The organism is Clostridium sp. FS41, assembly GCF_000954015.1.
GTDB classification, from domain to species: domain Bacteria; phylum Bacillota; class Clostridia; order Lachnospirales; family Lachnospiraceae; genus Enterocloster; species Enterocloster citroniae.
On the sequence record NZ_JYHN01000061.1, the window covers coordinates 179332 to 195513 of the forward strand.

Genomic DNA, 16182 nt, shown 5'->3' on the forward strand with positions numbered 1-16182 from the left:
TAACAGATGAGGATCGGAAAAATGGGACACAGAATCATTTTTGCCACTGGCAATGAAGGAAAGATGAGGGAGATCAGAGCCCTCTTGGGAGATCTGGGGCTGCCTGTGCTGTCCATGAAGGAGGCAGGTGTGGATCTGGACATCGTGGAGGACGGAACCACCTTTGGGGAGAACGCTGAGATCAAGGCCAAAGCGGTCTGGAAGGTGACAGGCGATATTGTGCTGGCAGATGATTCCGGTCTGGCGGTGGATTACATCGGCGGCGAACCGGGGATATACTCCGCAAGATATATGGGGGAGGATACCTCCTATGAGATAAAGAACAGGAATATCATTGACCGGCTGAAGGATGCCGGGGGCAGGTCCCGCAGCGCCCGGTTTGTGTGCAACATAGCGGCCGTGCTGCCGGACGGACGGGTCCTTCATACGGAGGAGACCATGGAGGGAATGATAGCAGAAGAACCTGCCGGAAGCGGAGGGTTTGGGTATGATCCCATTCTTTTCCTGCCCGAGTATGGTCTGACATCGGCTGAGATCACCATGGAGGAGAAGAATAAGATCAGCCACAGGGGGAAAGCCTTAAGGGCAATGAAAGCGGCTCTTGAGAAAGTGCTTAAAAGAGAGATGGAGAGGACGCAGGATGAAAATATTAATTGTCAGTGATACTCATAGAAAAGACGGAAACCTGAAACAGGTCATTGCCCGGACAGGACATCTGGATATGCTGATCCATCTGGGAGACGCGGAGGGCAGCGAGCATATGATCGCGTCCTGGGTCAATGAGGACTGCGACCTTCAGATGATCCTGGGCAACAATGATTTTTTTTCCAATCTGGAACGGGAAAAGGACATTATGATCGGTGGTTACAGGACCCTTCTGACCCATGGACATTATTACAATGTATCGGTGGGCGCCGAGTACCTTGCAGAGGAAGCCAGGGCCAGGGGCTTTGACATAGCCATGTTCGGCCATACCCACAGGCCGTTCTATGAGGTGGACAGAAAGCCCGGGGATAAGGATCTGATCGTGCTGAATCCTGGCAGCCTCTCCTATCCGCGCCAGGACGGACACAAGCCGTCCTATATGCTGATGGAGATCGATAAGGAAGGGGAAGCCCATTTTTCCCTGAATTTCCTGTAAATTCGGGCAGAAGAAAAGATAAAATACTTATTGACATTCTCATAGGCATAGTATATAATAACTCTTGCGTCTTAAAGACGGGAGAGAATGACGGGTATATTATGCCGGTGCCGGGGTGTGGCTCAGCTTGGCTAGAGCGCCTGGTTTGGGACCAGGAGGTCGCAGGTTCAAATCCTGTCACCCCGATTTTCAACTCAATAAATTGCATATATGCAGGTGTAGTTCAATGGTAGAACACTAGCCTTCCAAGCTAGATACGTGGGTTCGATTCCCATCACCTGCTCTGAGAGAGAAGCCTTACAGGGCTTCTTTTTTTGTATTATAAAACAGTGTTGGCATGATGAGATCCGGAAATGTTTGTGAACAAAGTAGCAGAGATAAGGAGGAAATTGTTAACAAGTTTCAAACAATTTATTTTAAAAGGAGTAATTATTACATTGATTGAAATAAAGTTTCGTTATATAATGGATTTATTGACAATTTAGTTTCATTTCTTATAATTAAAAGTGAGGACGGGATATGATGAAAAATGTATTGGTAAGACTGCAGGAGTACAGGGTACAGGCCAACGGAGCGGAGAAGGACCTGGTCCGGTATCTGCTGGAAAAGCCGGAGGAAGCATCCAAACTCAGCATCCATGTTCTGGCTGAGAAGACCTATACCTCGGCGGCCACGATCATCCGGCTGTGCAAAAAGCTGGGATTCAGCGGCTACAAGGAATTTAACAGTTCCCTGAATTACGAGCTTGCACTGCGCAGTGAAGCGCGTAAGGACATCAGCACGGAAATCAGCCGGGATGACGGACTGAAGGACATTGTGGATAAGGTTACTTACAGAAGCATACAGGCGTTGGAGGACACTCGCAAATTAGTGGACCTGGACGAACTGCAGAACTGTGTGGACATCATTGAGAAGGCTAAGACCGCAGGGCTGTTTGGGATCGGATCCTCTCTGCTGGCAGCCAGGGATATGTATCTTAAGTTCCTCAGGCTTAACAAGCCCTGTATCTGCAATGATGACTGGCATTCCCAGCTGGTGTGCGCCAGGAACCTGACAAAGGAGGATGTGGCTGTCATATTCAGCTACTCAGGCCTTACCAGGGAAATGCTGACCTGCGCCAGGGTGCTGAAGGAACAAAACGTTCCTATTATCACCGTGACCCGGTTTGCGGAAAATGATCTGACACGTCTGGCTGACTGCAAACTGTATGTGTCTGCCAAGGAACTGCTGGTGAGGACAGCGGCAACCGCATCCAGGATATCCCAGCTGAATATCATCGATATCCTGTTTACCGCATATGTGAAGAATAATTACGAAAGAAATATTGCCAGGCTCAAAAGCAATGTGATAACAAAGGACATTATATAAGTTCATTTTCACATCGGATGTCCTGAACAGTTACGTATATTTTAAGGAAGGAAGGACGATCATGGAACTCTTAACCTATAACCAGGCATATGAAGCCCAGGTGGTGGAACTCTGGAACCAGGAGCTTTTCGCCGACCCCATAACCGTACATAAATTCCGCCGGCAGGCACTGTTGGACGACAACTTTGATTCGGATCTGTGCTATGTGGCCAGGGAGGATGAAAAGACAGTGGGATTCCTGCTGGCCACCAAACGTAAATTTCCTTATCTGGAACGCGGCACAGAGCCGGAGCGGGGATGGATCAATGTGATGTTTGTGGCAGGGGAATACCAGGGAAAAGGGATTGGCACTGAACTCCTTGTGAGGGCTGAGGGGGATCTAAAGGCAAGGGGAGCAAAGAACATCACCCTGGCAGCCTATAGTCCCAGTTACTTTTTCCCGGGTGTGGATACTGAGAATTACCCTGGGGGCGCTTCATTTTTTGAAAAGCATGGCTATGTACAGGGAAAGACCAGCTACTCCATGTGCAAAGACCTGCACGGCTACCGCCTGTCGGATGAGACAAAGAAACGGTTAAAAAAGGCAAATGAGGCAGGTTTTTGTTTTAAGATGTTCACTTACCAGTACGCGGTGGACCTGCTGAATTTTGCCCGGGATGAATTTGGCGGGGGATGGAAACGCAACTGCCTGCTGACCATGCAGCATGACCGGGCAGAGGACTGTATCCTGCTGGTCCTGGACCAGCAGGATCAAATATGCGGATTCTGCACCAGGATGATCGATGAGAATCCCATGCGCTTTGGTCCCATTGGGACAGCGGAGCGTGTGAGGAATCAGGGGCTTGGCAGCATCCTTTTTGACCTGGCTCAGCTGGAGATGGAAAAGCGGGGGATCTATCACCTGTATTTTGTATCCACGGATGAACCGGGGCGCAGGTTCTATGAACGACATGGAGTTCATGTGTTCAGGACATTTAAAGATTACCGGAAAGATCTATAGGGGAGGGAACAGGATATGGAAATTGCAAAACGCGTGGTGAGTATTGGAGCCCATTCATTGGATGCTGAACTGCTGGGAGGGCCTTTGGTCATAAAATATGCAAAGCAGGGCAGCCGCTGCACCCTGATTCATGTGACACAGGGCAGGCTGGAGGATCCCAATGCGGCAGAAGAGGAAAAGCAGGCGTATCTGAAGTCGCTTCTGGACCAAAACCAGAGGGCGGCCAAGGCTCTGGGCGGGGATACCATCTGGCTGGGATATGTGTCCAGCAGCATGCCCTCCCTGGAAGACTTTGCCGGACGCTTGGAGGAATATTTTGAGGAGGAGAAAGTGGAACTGGTCATCACGCACTGGCGCGGTTCCATGCATCCAAGACATATCAATACCCATGACGCAGTGACATTGGCAGTGAAGCATTTAAGGAAAAAAGGAAACCCCATCCGTCTTGTGTATGGGGAGACCTTTGAGGATCTCCAGGGCTTTATCCCCCAGGCATATTACAGCCTTAGTGAGGAGGAGACGGACCAGTGGTTCAGGGCCCTTAAGGAGTACCAGGTATTTAAGGGGGAGATCAATGATTTCCCATATATTCCTTATTATACTACCAATCTCAAGGTAAGGGGAATTGAATCAGGAAATGACTGCAATACAGTGGGCTATATGTATGCAAGCCAGATAGAGGAACGCTTATGGTAGGGTTGAAGGGAAAAGATAAGGAAGTATTATCCGGTTTAAAGACAGAGAGCAGGAACCCCAGGACACTGGACCTGGACCTGATGAGTGTGGGGGAACTCCTGACCGTGATGAATGAAGAGGATAAAAATGTCATTGAGGCGGTAAAACAGGCGCTGCCGCAGATCCAGGAAACCGTGGAAGCGGTCATCTGTGCGCTGAACAAGGGGGGGAGGCTGATCTACGCCGGAGCCGGAACCAGCGGAAGGCTGGGGATCCTGGACGCGGTGGAGTGCCTGCCCACATTTTCCACCACGGACGAGGTGGTGGGGATCATGGCAGGAGGTGAGAAAGCCTTTGTCCACGCCCAGGAGGGGGTGGAGGATTCCAAAGAGGAGGGCAGAAAAGACCTGGAGCATTTAAAGGTGGATGAGCGGGATGTGGTGGTGGCCCTTTCTGCTTCCGGGCGCACCCCATACTGTATCGGCGCATTGGAATGTGCAAGGGAAGCAGGCGCATGCTGCGTGGGGCTTTCCTGCAACCGGCCGGCAGAGCTTACGGATTATTCGGATATCGCCATTGAGGTGGACGCCGGTCCTGAGATCCTCACAGGGTCTACCAGGCTGAAGGCGGGTACGGCTGAGAAAATGATCCTGAACATGATCTCCACCGCGGCCATGGTGGGGATCGGGAAAGTATATGGAAATCTTATGGTGGATATGCGGGCCACCAACCTGAAACTGGTGGAGCGGGCCAAACGGATCGTGTCCATGGCCTGCGGCTGCACGGAGGAGACAGCACAGGCAGCCCTTGAACTGGCGGATGGAGGGATCAAGGCAGCGATCGTCATGATTCTGACAGGGATAACGGCAAAAGAGGCAAAGGAACGCCTGGAGATTCATAAGGGATTTGTGAGGAAATGTTTGGATGGTACACACGGCCGTGACTGAAAGGAGGAACTGCAATGGCAGATTTGTATGTAAGGATTGACGACAGGCTGATACATGGACAGACCATCGTGGCGTGGTGCCCCACTCTGCAGATCAAGGAGATCGTGGCGGTGGATGATGTGAGCGCCAAGAATCCCATGCTTAAGACCATTATGACCATGGGGGTTCCGGGCACGTACAAAACGCATATTGTTACAACAGAAGAAGCCAGGGAGATATTGAAAAAACCGGGAAGCGGCAACCGGCTGATGATCGTAAAACAGCCTGAAGTCCTGACCGCGCTGAAGGAGGAGATCGCAGGAGCCAAGGCGGTTATGCTGGGAAACCTGGCTAAAAAGGAGGACTCCAGGCACAAACTGGACGGAGCCACGGGAATCTTTTATCTCAGTGACCGGGATGTGGAGATCCTGGATGGATTTGCTGCTGGCGGACTGGATGTATTTTTCCATCAGCTGCCAACTTCAGCCAGGACCACGTGGGAAGCGTTTAAGAAAACAATTTAGCGTATAGGAGGGGAAGAAATGAGTGTCATACAGATTATAGCGATTTCACTGTTTGTGTATCTGGGTTCCATTGGCTCCATTGTGGGAAATACCATAGGGTGGTACACCCTGGGAAGACCCCTGGTGGCTTCCTTTGTGGTGGGCGTGATCATGGGGGATCTGCAGACAGCCATGATCGTGGGCATTGCCCTGCAGATCATGTACATGGGCAATGTGACTCCCGGCGGCGCCGTGGCCTGGGACTTGTCCTATGCCACCTACATTGGTACGGCCGGCGCTCTGGTATTTGGAACCGGCATGGAAAGCACACAGGTCATCGGCCTGGCCGTGGTGTTTGCGGGAATCGGCGGACTGGTGGGACAGATGGTATGGAACCTGTCCTATGCCCTGAACCTGCCTTTAAACCGCCTTGCCAACAAGTACGCAGAGGCTGGTGAGACCGGAAAGATGTATATTCCCAATGTTGTATGCGGGCAGCTGATCGGTCTGGCCTGCCGTTTTATTCCGGCAGTGATCCTTCTGACCACCATGACAGCCGCATCGGCGCAGGCGGATTTTGCGTCCATGATACCGGGCTGGCTCACAACCCTGCTCAGCACCTTTGGCGGCATGATGGCGGCTCTTGGAATGGGGATCATCATCTCGTTCCTGTTAAAAAAGCAGTGGCAGATATGCATTTTCCTGCTGGGCTTTGTACTTGTAACTTATTTTAACTTAAACACCATGGCGGTGGCTGTGATCGCAACCCTGCTGGCAGTGATCTACTATGTGTTTCAGATTGAGCAAAAGGAGGCAAGGGCATGAGCAGGCAGTTAAGCAAAAAAACATTGGATCAATCATTCTGGAACTGGTTTTTCTGGAACGGCTGCTCCCAGCAGGCGGAGAGTATGCTGGGCATGGCCTTTGGCCAGTCCATGGCTCCTGTTGTGGAGGAACTGTATGACACCAAGGAGGAAAAGGCCCAGGCTTTGAAACGCCACGTGACCCTCTTTAACACAGAGGCACAGGTGGGATCCATCTGCAACGGCATTGTATGCGGCATGGAGGAAGCCAATGCCAATGGACAGTGCACGCCGGATGTGATCAACACCGTAAAGGTGGCTCTGATAGGCCCCACATCCGCCATTGGCGATTCACTTTGGGTGGCCACCATTATCCCCATTCTCCTGACCATATGCATGTCCATTTCACAGGGGCTTGACAGTTCCATGGCATGGGTGGGGGCTGTCATCTATCTGCTGGCTTATCCGGTCCTGACCTGCATCCTGTCCAGGAAATTGTTTTACTTTGGGTACAAGTCAGGTCTGGAGGGCATGTCCGGATTTATGGCAACCGGTAAAATGGATATTCTCACCAACTCCATGAATTTCATGGGACTTTTGGTAGTAGGCGCCCTGACCGCGTCCTTTGTCAGCTGCTCCATCCCGTTCCAGATTGTAAAGGATGTATTTGACGCGGCTACCGGGGAGGTGCTGGCAGGACAGGTGATATTTAACGCAGACGCCACAATCAACAACATTTTCCCAAGGCTGGTGCCTTTGGGGCTGACCCTGGGCGTATACTGGCTGTACGCCAAGAAAAAGTGGTCGCCCCTTAAGCTGATGGGGCTGATACTGGTCCTGGCAGCCATACTGACCGGTATTGGGTATATGAGCGGGTTCTACGCATAGCCGGCCGCCCTCAGGGCAGCTGTCTTAAAAAGGGGAGTAAACAATAGAAACCAGGAGGGGCTTAAGTGACAGGACTTGTAGTGACAGGCCACGGGCAGTATGCGCAGGGAGTGATGAGCGCCATCGAGCTGGTGGCCGGTGTACCGGAACAGGTACAGGTGGTTAATTTTGTAAAAGGGGAGGGCATAGAGGAACTGAAGTCCCATATGGTGCAGGCGATTCGTGACCTGGAATCGGATGATGTGCTTCTTATGACCGATATCCTGGGCGGATCGCCCTTTAATGTGGCGGTGCAGCTGCTGGCGGAACCGGTTGGAAAAAATCTCAAGGTGGTGGCGGGAGCAAACATGGCATCCGTTGTCCAGGCCGTGTTCATGCGGGAAAATGTTCCCTTTGAGCAGCTTCCGGGCCAGGTGATCCAGGCGGGCAGAGAGGGAATCGTGGATGTGTCGGCTATGATGGAAGGAGCCGTGTAGAGGGACTCCATGCGCCTTATAAGAAATGCCGGAAGATGCTTTAGCAGTTCTCTTTAAAGAGGTTCAAAAAGGGTCTTCAAAAAAAATATAAAAAAGTGCTTGCAATCTTCAGAAACCTATGGTAAACTATCTCTCGTTGACAACGGTAGACGGACAAAGTGTGACATCATGGTAAGTTGTCAGCGAGTGTGAGTCTGTAGCTCAGTTGGATAGAGCAACGGCCTTCTAAGCCGTGGGTCGGGGGTTCGAATCCCTTCAGGCTCATTGAGCGCAAGCTCTGAATTGAATAATTATGTATGGTGGGTATGGCGAAGTTGGTTATCGCGCCAGATTGTGGCTCTGGAGGCCGAGGGTTCGAATCCCTCTACTCACCTTTCCCTTATGGGAATTTTTTTTTATCTGGATATTTTATCTGAGATTTTTGGGCCGTCGCCAAGCGGTAAGGCACAGGACTTTGACTCCTGCACTCGAGGGTTCGAATCCCGCCGGCCCAGTTAACATAATTGACAGGGCAGCTGTTCTGCCCTGACCAGCAGATGTACCGGTAAAGGTATGTCTGCTTTTTTGTTTCTAAAAATTTGTTCCGCCGAGAAGAAAGGAATATAAATTTTATGGATTATACAGAAAGCCATCACAGAATACTCACAAATTCCAGGTATGCTGGTTAAATGTGGAAATCTTGAGAGAAACAGGGAGGTAGGGTCCGCAGGATGACAAATGAGCAGTATTACGATTTTATCAAGCCTTATGAGGATGCCAGGCGCGTTCTGAACACCCGCATGGAGGTGTTAAACCACACCCTGTATAAGGAACGGTCCGTTTCCGGCCCCATACACAACATCCAGAGCCGGATCAAGGAAAAGCGGAGCATTGAGGAAAAACTCAGGCGTTTGGGGTTTACGGACAGTATGAACAATGCCAGGAATGAACTCCAGGATATTGCGGGAATCCGCGTTATCTGCTATTTTGTAAATGACATTTATAACATGGTGCATATCCTCAAACGACAGACCGATCTGGTCCTGATCAAGGAAAAGGATTATATACGGGTTCCAAAGCCTAATGGTTATCGGAGTTACCATCTGGTCCTGGGCATTCCAGTATACTGTCTGGACACCATGGAGTATTTTCCGGTGGAGGTGCAGTTTCGGACCATGGCCATGGATTTCTGGGCCAGCATGGAGCACCGGGTGTGCTATAAAAAGAAACCGGAAAACAAGGAGTGGCTGGAGCAGGAATTCTGCCGTTATGCCCGAATCCTTAAAGAGATAGAGAGCGAATTTGAAATCCATAATGAAAGAAAATAAAGTGCTTTATAACCGGCATTCAGGGATTTTTCCCCGGATGCCGTTTTTTTCCCGCTTTTGTACATAATAATGGGTAAGGATTTCCATGATAAAGGATATGGAGGTAACAGTTATGCAGAAAATATGGATATGCGGGGCCAACGGGCGGGTGGGCAGAAAGATGACGAAGATCTTAAAGTCCCAGCCGGTGGAACTGCTTTTAACAGATATGGATGACCTGGACATCACGGTTTCCAGGGATGTGATGGAATATGCCAATATTAACAGGCCCCATTTTATTGTAAACTGCGCGGGAATGACGGACCTGGGCCAATGCGGGCAGAACAAAGAGGAGGCATTTAAGGTCAATGCCCTGGGAGCCAGGAACCTGAGCATAGCGGCCAGGATGGGGAAGGCCAGGCTGGTGCAGTTTTCCACAGATGATGTGTTTGACGGTAACAGCCGAATCCCCTATACGGAGTTTGACACTCCGGCGCCTCTGACCGTGTATGGAAAATCCAAGCTGGCGGGAGAAAATTTTGTAAGGGAATTCTGCAGCCGCCATATCATTATCAGAAGTTCATGGATCTTTGGGGAAGGAAGCCCCTATCTGGAGACCATACTGGATATGGCTCAGAGGGGCAAGACCATACAGGCGGCAGGGGACCAGTTCGCGTCTCCCACAGGGGCAAAGGAACTGGCTGAAAAGGCCGTGGAACTGATGTATCACGGGGAAGACGGCCTTTACCATGTGACTGGCAGGGGGATCTGCAGCCGCTATGAGTTTGCCAAGGCTGCGGTAAGCCTTTTGGAACTTGATACCCAGACCGGTATTCGGACCGGTGCCCGTGTGGTGGAGGTAAACTCGCCTGAGGACAGGCTCAGCGCCATGAGGCCGTCATACAGTGCTCTGGATAACATGATGCTCCGCATATCGGGCATTGAGCAGCTGCCGGAATGGCAGGTTATGCTGGAGGCGTTTATGGAGCGCCGGAAAAAGAGGCGGGAGGGACGGCTGGTCAAATGAAAGAAAAGAGGAAAATAGGTCTTACAACAGCTATTTTTATCGGGCTGATACTGGGCGCTGTCACGGGGATTCTGCTTCATTATGTGGTCCCCGCCGGACCGGTCCGGGACAGCGTGGTTATAGACGGTATTTTTTATGTGGTGGGAAACGGTTTCCTGCGCCTGATGCAGATGCTGGTGGTCCCACTGGTATTCTGCTCCCTGGTGTGCGGCAGTATGGCCATGGGGGATACAAAAAAGCTGGGGAGAATCGGGGTAAAGACACTGGGATTCTATCTTGTGACAACAGCCCTGGCCATCACTGCGGCCATTCTGACCGCCAATGTGATCGATCCCGGCAAAGGGCTTGACATGACCTCCATTGAGACAGCGGACGTGGCCATTGGGGAGCGCGCCAATCTGGCGGATACCCTTCTTGCTATCATCCCCACCAATCCCCTCCATGCCCTGGCAAGCGGTGACATGCTGTCCATCATCCTGTTTGCTCTGTTCGTTGGTGTGATCCTGGCAGGCCTGGGGGAGAGCGGGGAGACTGTGGGGAATTTTTTCAGCCAGTTTAATGATGTGATGATGCAGATGACCGTAATGGTCATGAAGCTGGCCCCTTACGGCGTGTTCTGCCTTACGGCCAGGACCTTTTCCGGCATTGGCTTTGATGCCTTTGTGCCACTGCTCAAATATATGGCCGGAGTCATGATCGCCCTGGCTATTCAGTGCCTGGTGGTCTATATGGTGATCCTAAGGGTATTTACAGGCCTTAGTCCGGGTAAATTCTTAAAAAAGTTCCTGCCTGTAATGGGATTTGCCTTTTCCACAGCCACCTCCAATGCCACCATACCCATGTCCATTGACACACTTCACAGAAAAATGGGAGTTGCCAAACGGGTATCCTCCTTTACCATTCCTCTGGGAGCCACCATTAATATGGACGGCACGGCCATTATGCAGGGCGTGGCCGTGGTGTTTGCCTCACAGGCGTTCGGCATTCACCTGGCCATGGCTGATTACCTTACAGTCATCCTCACAGCCACCCTGGCGTCCATAGGCACGGCCGGAGTGCCCGGGGTGGGACTGATCACCCTGTCTATGGTATTTGCCTCTGTGGGGCTTCCTGTGGAGGCTATTGCGCTGATCATGGGCATTGACCGAATCCTGGATATGAGCCGGACTGCGGTGAATATTACGGGGGACGCGGTGTGCACTACCATTGTGGCCAGCCAGGACGGGGCGGTTGACCGGGAGGTGTTCAATGACCCGGAGGCCGGGGCGGGAATGGAGGAGTGAATCCGGGAGTCAGGAGCGGTCTGGGGAGAAAGGGAGCGGACCGGGGAGAAAGGACCGGACCGGGGAGAAATTTCTTGACGTTCCCTGCTGCGGATTTTATACTGGTACCAGGAGATTCCGAGAGTACACGGAGAAAAGGCAGGAGGATGTCATGAACGTATTTGGGATGGAGTTTAAAAGCAGGGAAGAGAGGGAGCGGGAGGAACAGGAGTACCTGTACCGCATTTTCCCTGGAGGGAATGAGCAGAAGGACCGGGTGGAAAAAGAACTGACATCCAGGCTGCCCGGCCTGGACGGCAAAGGACTGATGCTCTATTATATCCTGCTGCGGGATGCCATGACGGGCAGGGATGGGATGTGCTTTGAGGATGCGGCGGCCAGGATATCCAAGAAACAGCGCATTCTAAAGGCAACGCCTGAGATGCTGTCAGTGGTAAGGGCTGTTATGGATGAAAATTCATGAGGACAAAGACGACAGTGCTGAACGTACGGTTTCCGGGTGTGTGGGGATCCTCTCCTTCATGCTGGGTAAGGACCATATAAAAGCAGTGCGGATCTTTTGGACAGCCATGAAACTGTGAGCAGGGAAATGCTGGATGAGAAAAAAGCAGATGAGGCCATCACCATCTATCAGTCCAGATTCCCTGACCTTAAGATGGCGGCAAGTCTTAAGAGTAAGCTGAAGGTGACAGAGGACAGCTGAGGTTTTATCCTAAATTTATTCATATAATTTGTACATATAATTTATATATACAAAAACCCCGCAGATATCATACCTGCGGGGTTTTATTCATGCGCCAGAGAAGATTCGAACTCCCGACACTACGGTCCGTAGCCGTATGCTCTATCCAGCTGAGCTACTGACGCATGCTGCTGTTTTGTTTCCTCAACAGCGCAAAAACTAGTATATATGAGTTGGACAGAAATGTCAATGGTTTTTTGAAAAAAATTAAAAGTATTGAAAACAGATTTTGCCTATGGTATCATTACTTTCATAAAGTTAATTTTTCGGATGAGGATGCATTGGCGCAGAAAACAGGTGTACTGCGTCTTTTTGTGTATGAGGCCGAACAAAAAGGAGGAGAATCTATGAAAAGAAAATTGAGCCTGGTTCTTTCACTGATGATGGCAGCCAGCCTGGCGCTGTCCGGCTGCGGAGGCGGCAAGGGAGGGGAAGCATCCAAGGCGGAGTCCGGCGCGCCGGCTGAGAGCAGCGCTGCAGACGGCCAGGGGACATCCGGCAGCGTGGGGGATACCAGCATTGATACCACAGGTTTTCTTAATGTGGCATTAAATGCGGATATCCAGACAGCAGATATGCAGAAGACATCCAAGGATTATCAGATCCCCATTAATATTTATGACAGCCTTTGTGAGATCAAGGTGGCGGATGACGGCACTTCCTCCATCCAGCCATGTCTGGCGGAGAAGTGGGAAATCAGCGATGACGGCATGGAATATACCTTTTATCTGAGAAAGGGCGTCAAGTTCCACAACGGAGAGGAACTGAAGGCCAGCGATGTCAAATATACATTTGAGCGTATGCTTACAGTGCAGGGAGGGACCAACTCTGAGTTCCTGGACCAGATCAAGGGGGCGGGCGCGCTTTTTGAGGGCACAGCCACTGAATTGGAGGGATTTGAGCTTGTGGACGATTATACCTTCAAGCTGATATTGGAGGAGCCCTATTCCGGTTTCCTGGCATGTATCTCAACCCCGGCTGTTTCCATTTATAATGAGAAAGCCACCGAGGAGGCGGGGGACCAGTTCGGCCTTGACCCGGCCCTTACAGTGGGGACCGGTCCATTTAAGTTTGCCAGCTGGACCTACAATGACCAGCTTGTACTGGTGAGGAACGATGACTATTTCCAGGGTGCAAGCCAGCTTCCCGGCGTTGTGATCAAGATCGTGCCTGATACGGAGACACAGACCATGATGTTTGAGAGCGGCCAGCTGGATCTTCTGGACATGGATTATGTGACAGAGCAGATCGACCGCTTCCAGCAGTCTTATCCGGACCAGCTGGTATCAGGCCCGCGTCTGGGAACCACCTATTTCACCATGAATCAGAAGCTGGAGCCATTTAACAACCTGCAGGTAAGAAAAGCCGTTCAGATGGCCATTGACCGTCAGGTGATCCTGGATACCCTGTGGGGCGGCAGGGGCCAGCTGGAAAACGGCATCTTCCCCCACGGCCTCATTGGATTTAACGCCAACATGCCGGAGATCAAATATGATCCAGAGGGGGCAAAGGCCCTTTTGGCAGAGGCAGGATATCCGGATGGGTTTACCATGGAGATTGCAGCCGACATGTCTGCATCCGATACCGTGACCATGGCCCTGGAGATCATCAAGGAGCAGCTGGCCCAGGTGGGGATCAATGCTGAGATCAAGAACTATGATGAATCCACATGGCTGGAGACCAGAAAGTCAGGGGAGCTGGGTTCCTTCATGTCCACATGGACTGCGGATTACAATGATCCCGACAACTTTATCTACACCTTTTTCGGCAATGGGGAAAAGACCACGGCCCGTTCCCTGAATTATCCGGATACCGCTGTGATGGACCGTGTGGCAAAGGCCAGGACCATTCTGGATAACGATGAGCGTATGAAGGAATACAATGCACTGGAGGAGAAGATCATTTCCGAAGATGCGGCATGGGTGCCCATGTTCTCCAGACTTCATGTCTTTGCAGTATCTAAGAGAGTCCAGAATTTCAGGGTTGCCTGGAATGGTCTCAGCGACAATGATTTTTATCCGTTGTCCATCACTGAATAAAATAAGAATAAGTGTAAGTACGCCCCGGCTCCGGTGGGAGCCGGGACTGCCAGGGGTGCCGCATGAACTGCGGCACCTTTGGCAGATATGCGGAGTGCCCTCAGAAACCTCTTTGTTCCAGCGCATTTTCACAGTCCCTTATGGCAAGGTGGTTTCTGAGAGTACTCCCATTACGAAAAGGGGGTAATCCTGTGCTGAAGAAATGTTTAAAACGTATCGTCATATCCATTCCGGTCCTCATAGGTGTTGTCCTGATCATATTCGTTATGCTCAGGATCATTCCGGGCAACCCTGTGACCACCATGCTGGGGGAACATGTAAACCAGGCTGTTATCGATAAGGTCAGCAGGGAGATGGGTCTGGACCAGCCCCTGTACATACAGTTTTTCCGGTATGTGGGCAATGCCCTTAAGGGGGATTTCGGAACCTCCTATAGGCTGAACCGCAATGTGACCAAGATCATCCTGGAAGCGTTTCCTAATACGGTGAAGCTGTCCGTGTGCGCGGCCGTGGTTGCCTGGGTGATCGGGATCACAGCCGGTATCGTGGCGGCGGTCAAACAGAATAAACTTCTGGACCGTCTGTTTATGGGCTGTGCGCTGATGGGTGTTTCCATGCCTGTATTTATGACAGCCCTGGTGCTTCAGTACGTGTTTGCCTTTAAGCTTAAGCTGTTTCCCGTGTCCGGGTATGATTCGCTTATCTGTATGGTGCTGCCCGCCATTGTGCTGGGATGGAATTCAGCCGGAAGCATTGCAAGGATGACCCGGTCCAACCTGGTGGAGGCCATGCAGGGAGATTACATACGGACGGCCAGGGCAAAGGGGCTGAGGGAGTGGGGCGTCATTGTGCATCACGCCCTTAAGAACGCCATGCTGCCGGTGGTCACCATGATGGCTCTCCAGGTATCCAGTATGCTTTCCGGTGCAGTGCTTACCGAGAGCGTGTTCGGAATCCCGGGAATCGGACGTCTGGCAGTCAATGCCATTGAGACAAGGGACATGCCGCTTTTGCAGGGCACGGTTATTTTTACCACAATTCTTGTAATTGCAGGAAACCTGGTGGCGGATATGCTGTATTCGGTGCTGGATCCGAGAATCAGGGAGGGTGCATGATGAGCGAGGAGAAAATAACGATCAATTCCATAGATATGGAATCACAGATTGGGGAGTCGGAAACACTGCTGGACCAGATAAGGACCATGGTGCGCCAAAATAAACTGGCGGCCCTGGCAGCGGTGGTGATCGCGGTCATTGCCCTGGCGGCCATATTTGCGCCTTTGGCAGCTCCGTACGACCCATATGCGCAGACCCTGACCGACAGGCTCCAGGCGCCCAGCGCAGCCCATATCCTGGGCACGGATGAGCTGGGGAGGGATGTGTTCAGCCGGATCATCTATGGGGCAAGGGTATCTCTGATGGTAGGGTTGGTCCCCACTGTGATCTCTATGGCCATTGGGACGATCCTGGGCCTTTTGGCAGGATTTTACGGTGGCAAGACAGATTTTGCCATCATGCGCCTGGCGGATGTGATGCTGGCTTTCCCTTCCCTGCTTCTTGCAATGGTCATCACCTATACCATCGGCGGAGGACTGGTGAGTATTTTTATGGCCCTGATCCTGGTGAACTGGGCAGGGACGGCCCGGATCGTCAGATCCCAGACCCTTTCGTTAAAGGAGGCGGAGTATGTGGAGGCGGCCCGCTCCATAGGAGTAAAAAAATGGAAAATCATGTTCCGGCACATCCTTCCCAACTGCCTGCCTTCCCTGATCGTTCTGTTTACACTGAACATTCCGGCGGCTATCCTGACAGAGTCCTCCCTAAGCTTTCTGGGAGCGGGACTTCAGCCGCCGTCCGCCAGCTGGGGCCTTGCGGTGGTAAGGGGAAAGAAATACCTGTTTTCAGAACCATGGCTTTCCATTGCGCCCAGCGTGGCAATCATGATCGTGGTGATGGCGTTTAACTTCCTGGGGGATGGACTTCGGGATGTGCTTGACCCGTATTTGAAAGAACAGTAGGAGGCCGC

Annotated in this window: 19 protein-coding genes and 6 tRNA genes; 24 read left to right on the top strand and 1 reads right to left on the bottom strand. The window is 51.6% G+C overall.

Annotated elements, in window-relative coordinates; genetic code table 11:
- Positions 1 to 21: 21 nt before the first annotated feature.
- The 21 genes from rdgB (at position 22) to CLFS41_RS30105 (ending at position 12079) form a co-directional block, all read left to right on the top strand.
- Positions 22 to 663, top strand: a complete 642-nt coding sequence (gene rdgB / locus CLFS41_RS15365; protein WP_007861282.1) for an RdgB/HAM1 family non-canonical purine NTP pyrophosphatase — start codon at positions 22 to 24, stop codon at positions 661 to 663.
- Positions 641 to 1141: a YfcE family phosphodiesterase gene (locus CLFS41_RS15370; RefSeq protein ID WP_007861280.1), complete on the top strand. Its 501-nt coding sequence runs from the start codon at positions 641 to 643 to the stop codon at positions 1139 to 1141. Before rdgB ends, CLFS41_RS15370 begins: the two co-directional genes overlap by 23 nt.
- 111 nt (positions 1142 to 1252) lie before the next feature.
- Positions 1253 to 1327: transfer RNA gene (locus CLFS41_RS15375), tRNA-Pro, on the top strand.
- A gap of 26 nt (positions 1328 to 1353) precedes the next feature.
- A tRNA-Gly gene (locus CLFS41_RS15380) sits at positions 1354 to 1424 on the top strand.
- Positions 1425 to 1660: 236 nt separating this feature from the next.
- Positions 1661 to 2509 carry a MurR/RpiR family transcriptional regulator gene (locus tag CLFS41_RS15385; protein WP_117450772.1) on the top strand — a complete coding sequence of 283 codons (849 nt, stop codon included), beginning with the start codon at positions 1661 to 1663 and terminating at the stop codon, positions 2507 to 2509.
- 61 nt (positions 2510 to 2570) lie between these two features.
- Entirely contained in the window at positions 2571 to 3509 is a 939-nt protein-coding gene (locus tag CLFS41_RS15390) for a GNAT family N-acetyltransferase (protein WP_045092778.1), read from the top strand.
- Between the two features lie 15 nt (positions 3510 to 3524).
- Positions 3525 to 4205: a PIG-L family deacetylase gene (locus CLFS41_RS15395; protein WP_007861274.1), complete on the top strand. Its 681-nt coding sequence runs from the start codon at positions 3525 to 3527 to the stop codon at positions 4203 to 4205.
- A complete protein-coding gene (gene murQ, locus CLFS41_RS15400; protein WP_007861272.1) occupies positions 4199 to 5131 on the top strand; it encodes an N-acetylmuramic acid 6-phosphate etherase in 933 nt (310 codons plus the stop codon). Before CLFS41_RS15395 ends, murQ begins: the two co-directional genes overlap by 7 nt.
- 14 nt (positions 5132 to 5145) lie before the next feature.
- Positions 5146 to 5634, top strand: a complete 489-nt coding sequence (locus CLFS41_RS15405) for a PTS sugar transporter subunit IIB (protein WP_045092779.1) — start codon at positions 5146 to 5148, stop codon at positions 5632 to 5634.
- An 18-nt stretch (positions 5635 to 5652) separates the two neighbouring features.
- Entirely contained in the window at positions 5653 to 6438 is a 786-nt protein-coding gene (locus CLFS41_RS15410) for a PTS sugar transporter subunit IIC (RefSeq protein WP_007861270.1), read from the top strand.
- On the top strand, positions 6435 to 7304 hold the full coding sequence (locus CLFS41_RS15415; RefSeq protein ID WP_007861269.1) for a PTS system mannose/fructose/sorbose family transporter subunit IID: 870 nt from the start codon (positions 6435 to 6437) through the stop codon (positions 7302 to 7304). Before CLFS41_RS15410 ends, CLFS41_RS15415 begins: the two co-directional genes overlap by 4 nt.
- 65 nt (positions 7305 to 7369) lie before the next feature.
- A complete protein-coding gene (locus CLFS41_RS15420; protein WP_007861265.1) occupies positions 7370 to 7780 on the top strand; it encodes a PTS sugar transporter subunit IIA in 411 nt (136 codons plus the stop codon).
- A gap of 190 nt (positions 7781 to 7970) precedes the next feature.
- A tRNA-Arg gene (locus CLFS41_RS15425) sits at positions 7971 to 8044 on the top strand.
- A gap of 34 nt (positions 8045 to 8078) precedes the next feature.
- A tRNA-His gene (locus CLFS41_RS15430) sits at positions 8079 to 8154 on the top strand.
- Positions 8155 to 8202: 48 nt separating this feature from the next.
- A tRNA-Gln gene (locus CLFS41_RS15435) sits at positions 8203 to 8274 on the top strand.
- Between the two features lie 216 nt (positions 8275 to 8490).
- Complete coding sequence (locus tag CLFS41_RS15440) at positions 8491 to 9087, top strand: (p)ppGpp synthetase (RefSeq protein WP_007861263.1); 597 nt, start codon at positions 8491 to 8493, stop codon at positions 9085 to 9087.
- A gap of 112 nt (positions 9088 to 9199) precedes the next feature.
- Entirely contained in the window at positions 9200 to 10093 is an 894-nt protein-coding gene (rfbD, locus tag CLFS41_RS15445; protein ID WP_007861262.1) for a dTDP-4-dehydrorhamnose reductase, read from the top strand.
- Positions 10090 to 11376 (top strand): dicarboxylate/amino acid:cation symporter, encoded by a 1287-nt coding sequence (locus CLFS41_RS15450; RefSeq protein ID WP_007861260.1) that lies wholly within the window; start codon positions 10090 to 10092, stop codon positions 11374 to 11376. The genes rfbD and CLFS41_RS15450 overlap by 4 nt, the downstream gene beginning before the upstream one ends.
- A gap of 151 nt (positions 11377 to 11527) precedes the next feature.
- Positions 11528 to 11839 carry a hypothetical protein gene (locus tag CLFS41_RS15455; protein ID WP_007861254.1) on the top strand — a complete coding sequence of 104 codons (312 nt, stop codon included), beginning with the start codon at positions 11528 to 11530 and terminating at the stop codon, positions 11837 to 11839.
- Entirely contained in the window at positions 11826 to 11957 is a 132-nt protein-coding gene (locus CLFS41_RS31015) for a hypothetical protein (RefSeq protein ID WP_264470482.1), read from the top strand. Before CLFS41_RS15455 ends, CLFS41_RS31015 begins: the two co-directional genes overlap by 14 nt.
- A complete protein-coding gene (locus CLFS41_RS30105; protein WP_156200059.1) occupies positions 11936 to 12079 on the top strand; it encodes a hypothetical protein in 144 nt (47 codons plus the stop codon). The genes CLFS41_RS31015 and CLFS41_RS30105 overlap by 22 nt, the downstream gene beginning before the upstream one ends.
- Positions 12080 to 12169: 90 nt before the next feature.
- Here CLFS41_RS30105 and CLFS41_RS15460 read toward each other — a convergent pair.
- Positions 12170 to 12243, bottom strand: a tRNA-Arg gene (locus tag CLFS41_RS15460).
- A gap of 222 nt (positions 12244 to 12465) precedes the next feature.
- Here CLFS41_RS15460 and CLFS41_RS15465 point away from each other — a divergent pair.
- From CLFS41_RS15465 to CLFS41_RS15475, 3 genes are all read left to right on the top strand, one after another.
- Positions 12466 to 14157 carry an ABC transporter substrate-binding protein gene (locus tag CLFS41_RS15465; protein ID WP_045092902.1) on the top strand — a complete coding sequence of 564 codons (1692 nt, stop codon included), beginning with the start codon at positions 12466 to 12468 and terminating at the stop codon, positions 14155 to 14157.
- 191 nt (positions 14158 to 14348) lie between these two features.
- Positions 14349 to 15272, top strand: a complete 924-nt coding sequence (locus CLFS41_RS15470) for an ABC transporter permease (RefSeq protein ID WP_007861131.1) — start codon at positions 14349 to 14351, stop codon at positions 15270 to 15272.
- The gene (locus tag CLFS41_RS15475) at positions 15272 to 16174 is read left to right on the top strand and encodes an ABC transporter permease (RefSeq protein WP_007861129.1); all 903 of its coding nucleotides are present in this window, start codon (positions 15272 to 15274) and stop codon (positions 16172 to 16174) included. The genes CLFS41_RS15470 and CLFS41_RS15475 overlap by 1 nt, the downstream gene beginning before the upstream one ends.
- The last annotated feature ends 8 nt before the right edge of the window (positions 16175 to 16182 follow it).

Excerpts from the sequence above, each read along its gene's own strand:
- rdgB (WP_007861282.1), top strand. The coding sequence starts at position 22 with ATGGGACACAGAATCATTTTTGCCACTGGCAATGAAGGAAAGATGAGG.
- CLFS41_RS15370 (WP_007861280.1), top strand. The coding sequence starts at position 641 with ATGAAAATATTAATTGTCAGTGATACTCATAGAAAAGACGGAAACCTG.
- CLFS41_RS15385 (WP_117450772.1), top strand. The coding sequence starts at position 1,661 with ATGATGAAAAATGTATTGGTAAGACTGCAGGAGTACAGGGTACAGGCC.
- CLFS41_RS15390 (WP_045092778.1), top strand. The coding sequence starts at position 2,571 with ATGGAACTCTTAACCTATAACCAGGCATATGAAGCCCAGGTGGTGGAA.
- CLFS41_RS15395 (WP_007861274.1), top strand. The coding sequence starts at position 3,525 with ATGGAAATTGCAAAACGCGTGGTGAGTATTGGAGCCCATTCATTGGAT.
- murQ (WP_007861272.1), top strand. The coding sequence starts at position 4,199 with ATGGTAGGGTTGAAGGGAAAAGATAAGGAAGTATTATCCGGTTTAAAG.
- CLFS41_RS15405 (WP_045092779.1), top strand. The coding sequence starts at position 5,146 with ATGGCAGATTTGTATGTAAGGATTGACGACAGGCTGATACATGGACAG.
- CLFS41_RS15410 (WP_007861270.1), top strand. The coding sequence starts at position 5,653 with ATGAGTGTCATACAGATTATAGCGATTTCACTGTTTGTGTATCTGGGT.
- CLFS41_RS15415 (WP_007861269.1), top strand. The coding sequence starts at position 6,435 with ATGAGCAGGCAGTTAAGCAAAAAAACATTGGATCAATCATTCTGGAAC.
- CLFS41_RS15440 (WP_007861263.1), top strand. The coding sequence starts at position 8,491 with ATGACAAATGAGCAGTATTACGATTTTATCAAGCCTTATGAGGATGCC.
- rfbD (WP_007861262.1), top strand. The coding sequence starts at position 9,200 with ATGCAGAAAATATGGATATGCGGGGCCAACGGGCGGGTGGGCAGAAAG.
- CLFS41_RS15450 (WP_007861260.1), top strand. The coding sequence starts at position 10,090 with ATGAAAGAAAAGAGGAAAATAGGTCTTACAACAGCTATTTTTATCGGG.
- CLFS41_RS15455 (WP_007861254.1), top strand. The coding sequence starts at position 11,528 with ATGAACGTATTTGGGATGGAGTTTAAAAGCAGGGAAGAGAGGGAGCGG.
- CLFS41_RS31015 (WP_264470482.1), top strand. The coding sequence starts at position 11,826 with ATGAAAATTCATGAGGACAAAGACGACAGTGCTGAACGTACGGTTTCC.
- CLFS41_RS15465 (WP_045092902.1), top strand. The coding sequence starts at position 12,466 with ATGAAAAGAAAATTGAGCCTGGTTCTTTCACTGATGATGGCAGCCAGC.
- CLFS41_RS15475 (WP_007861129.1), top strand. The coding sequence starts at position 15,272 with ATGAGCGAGGAGAAAATAACGATCAATTCCATAGATATGGAATCACAG.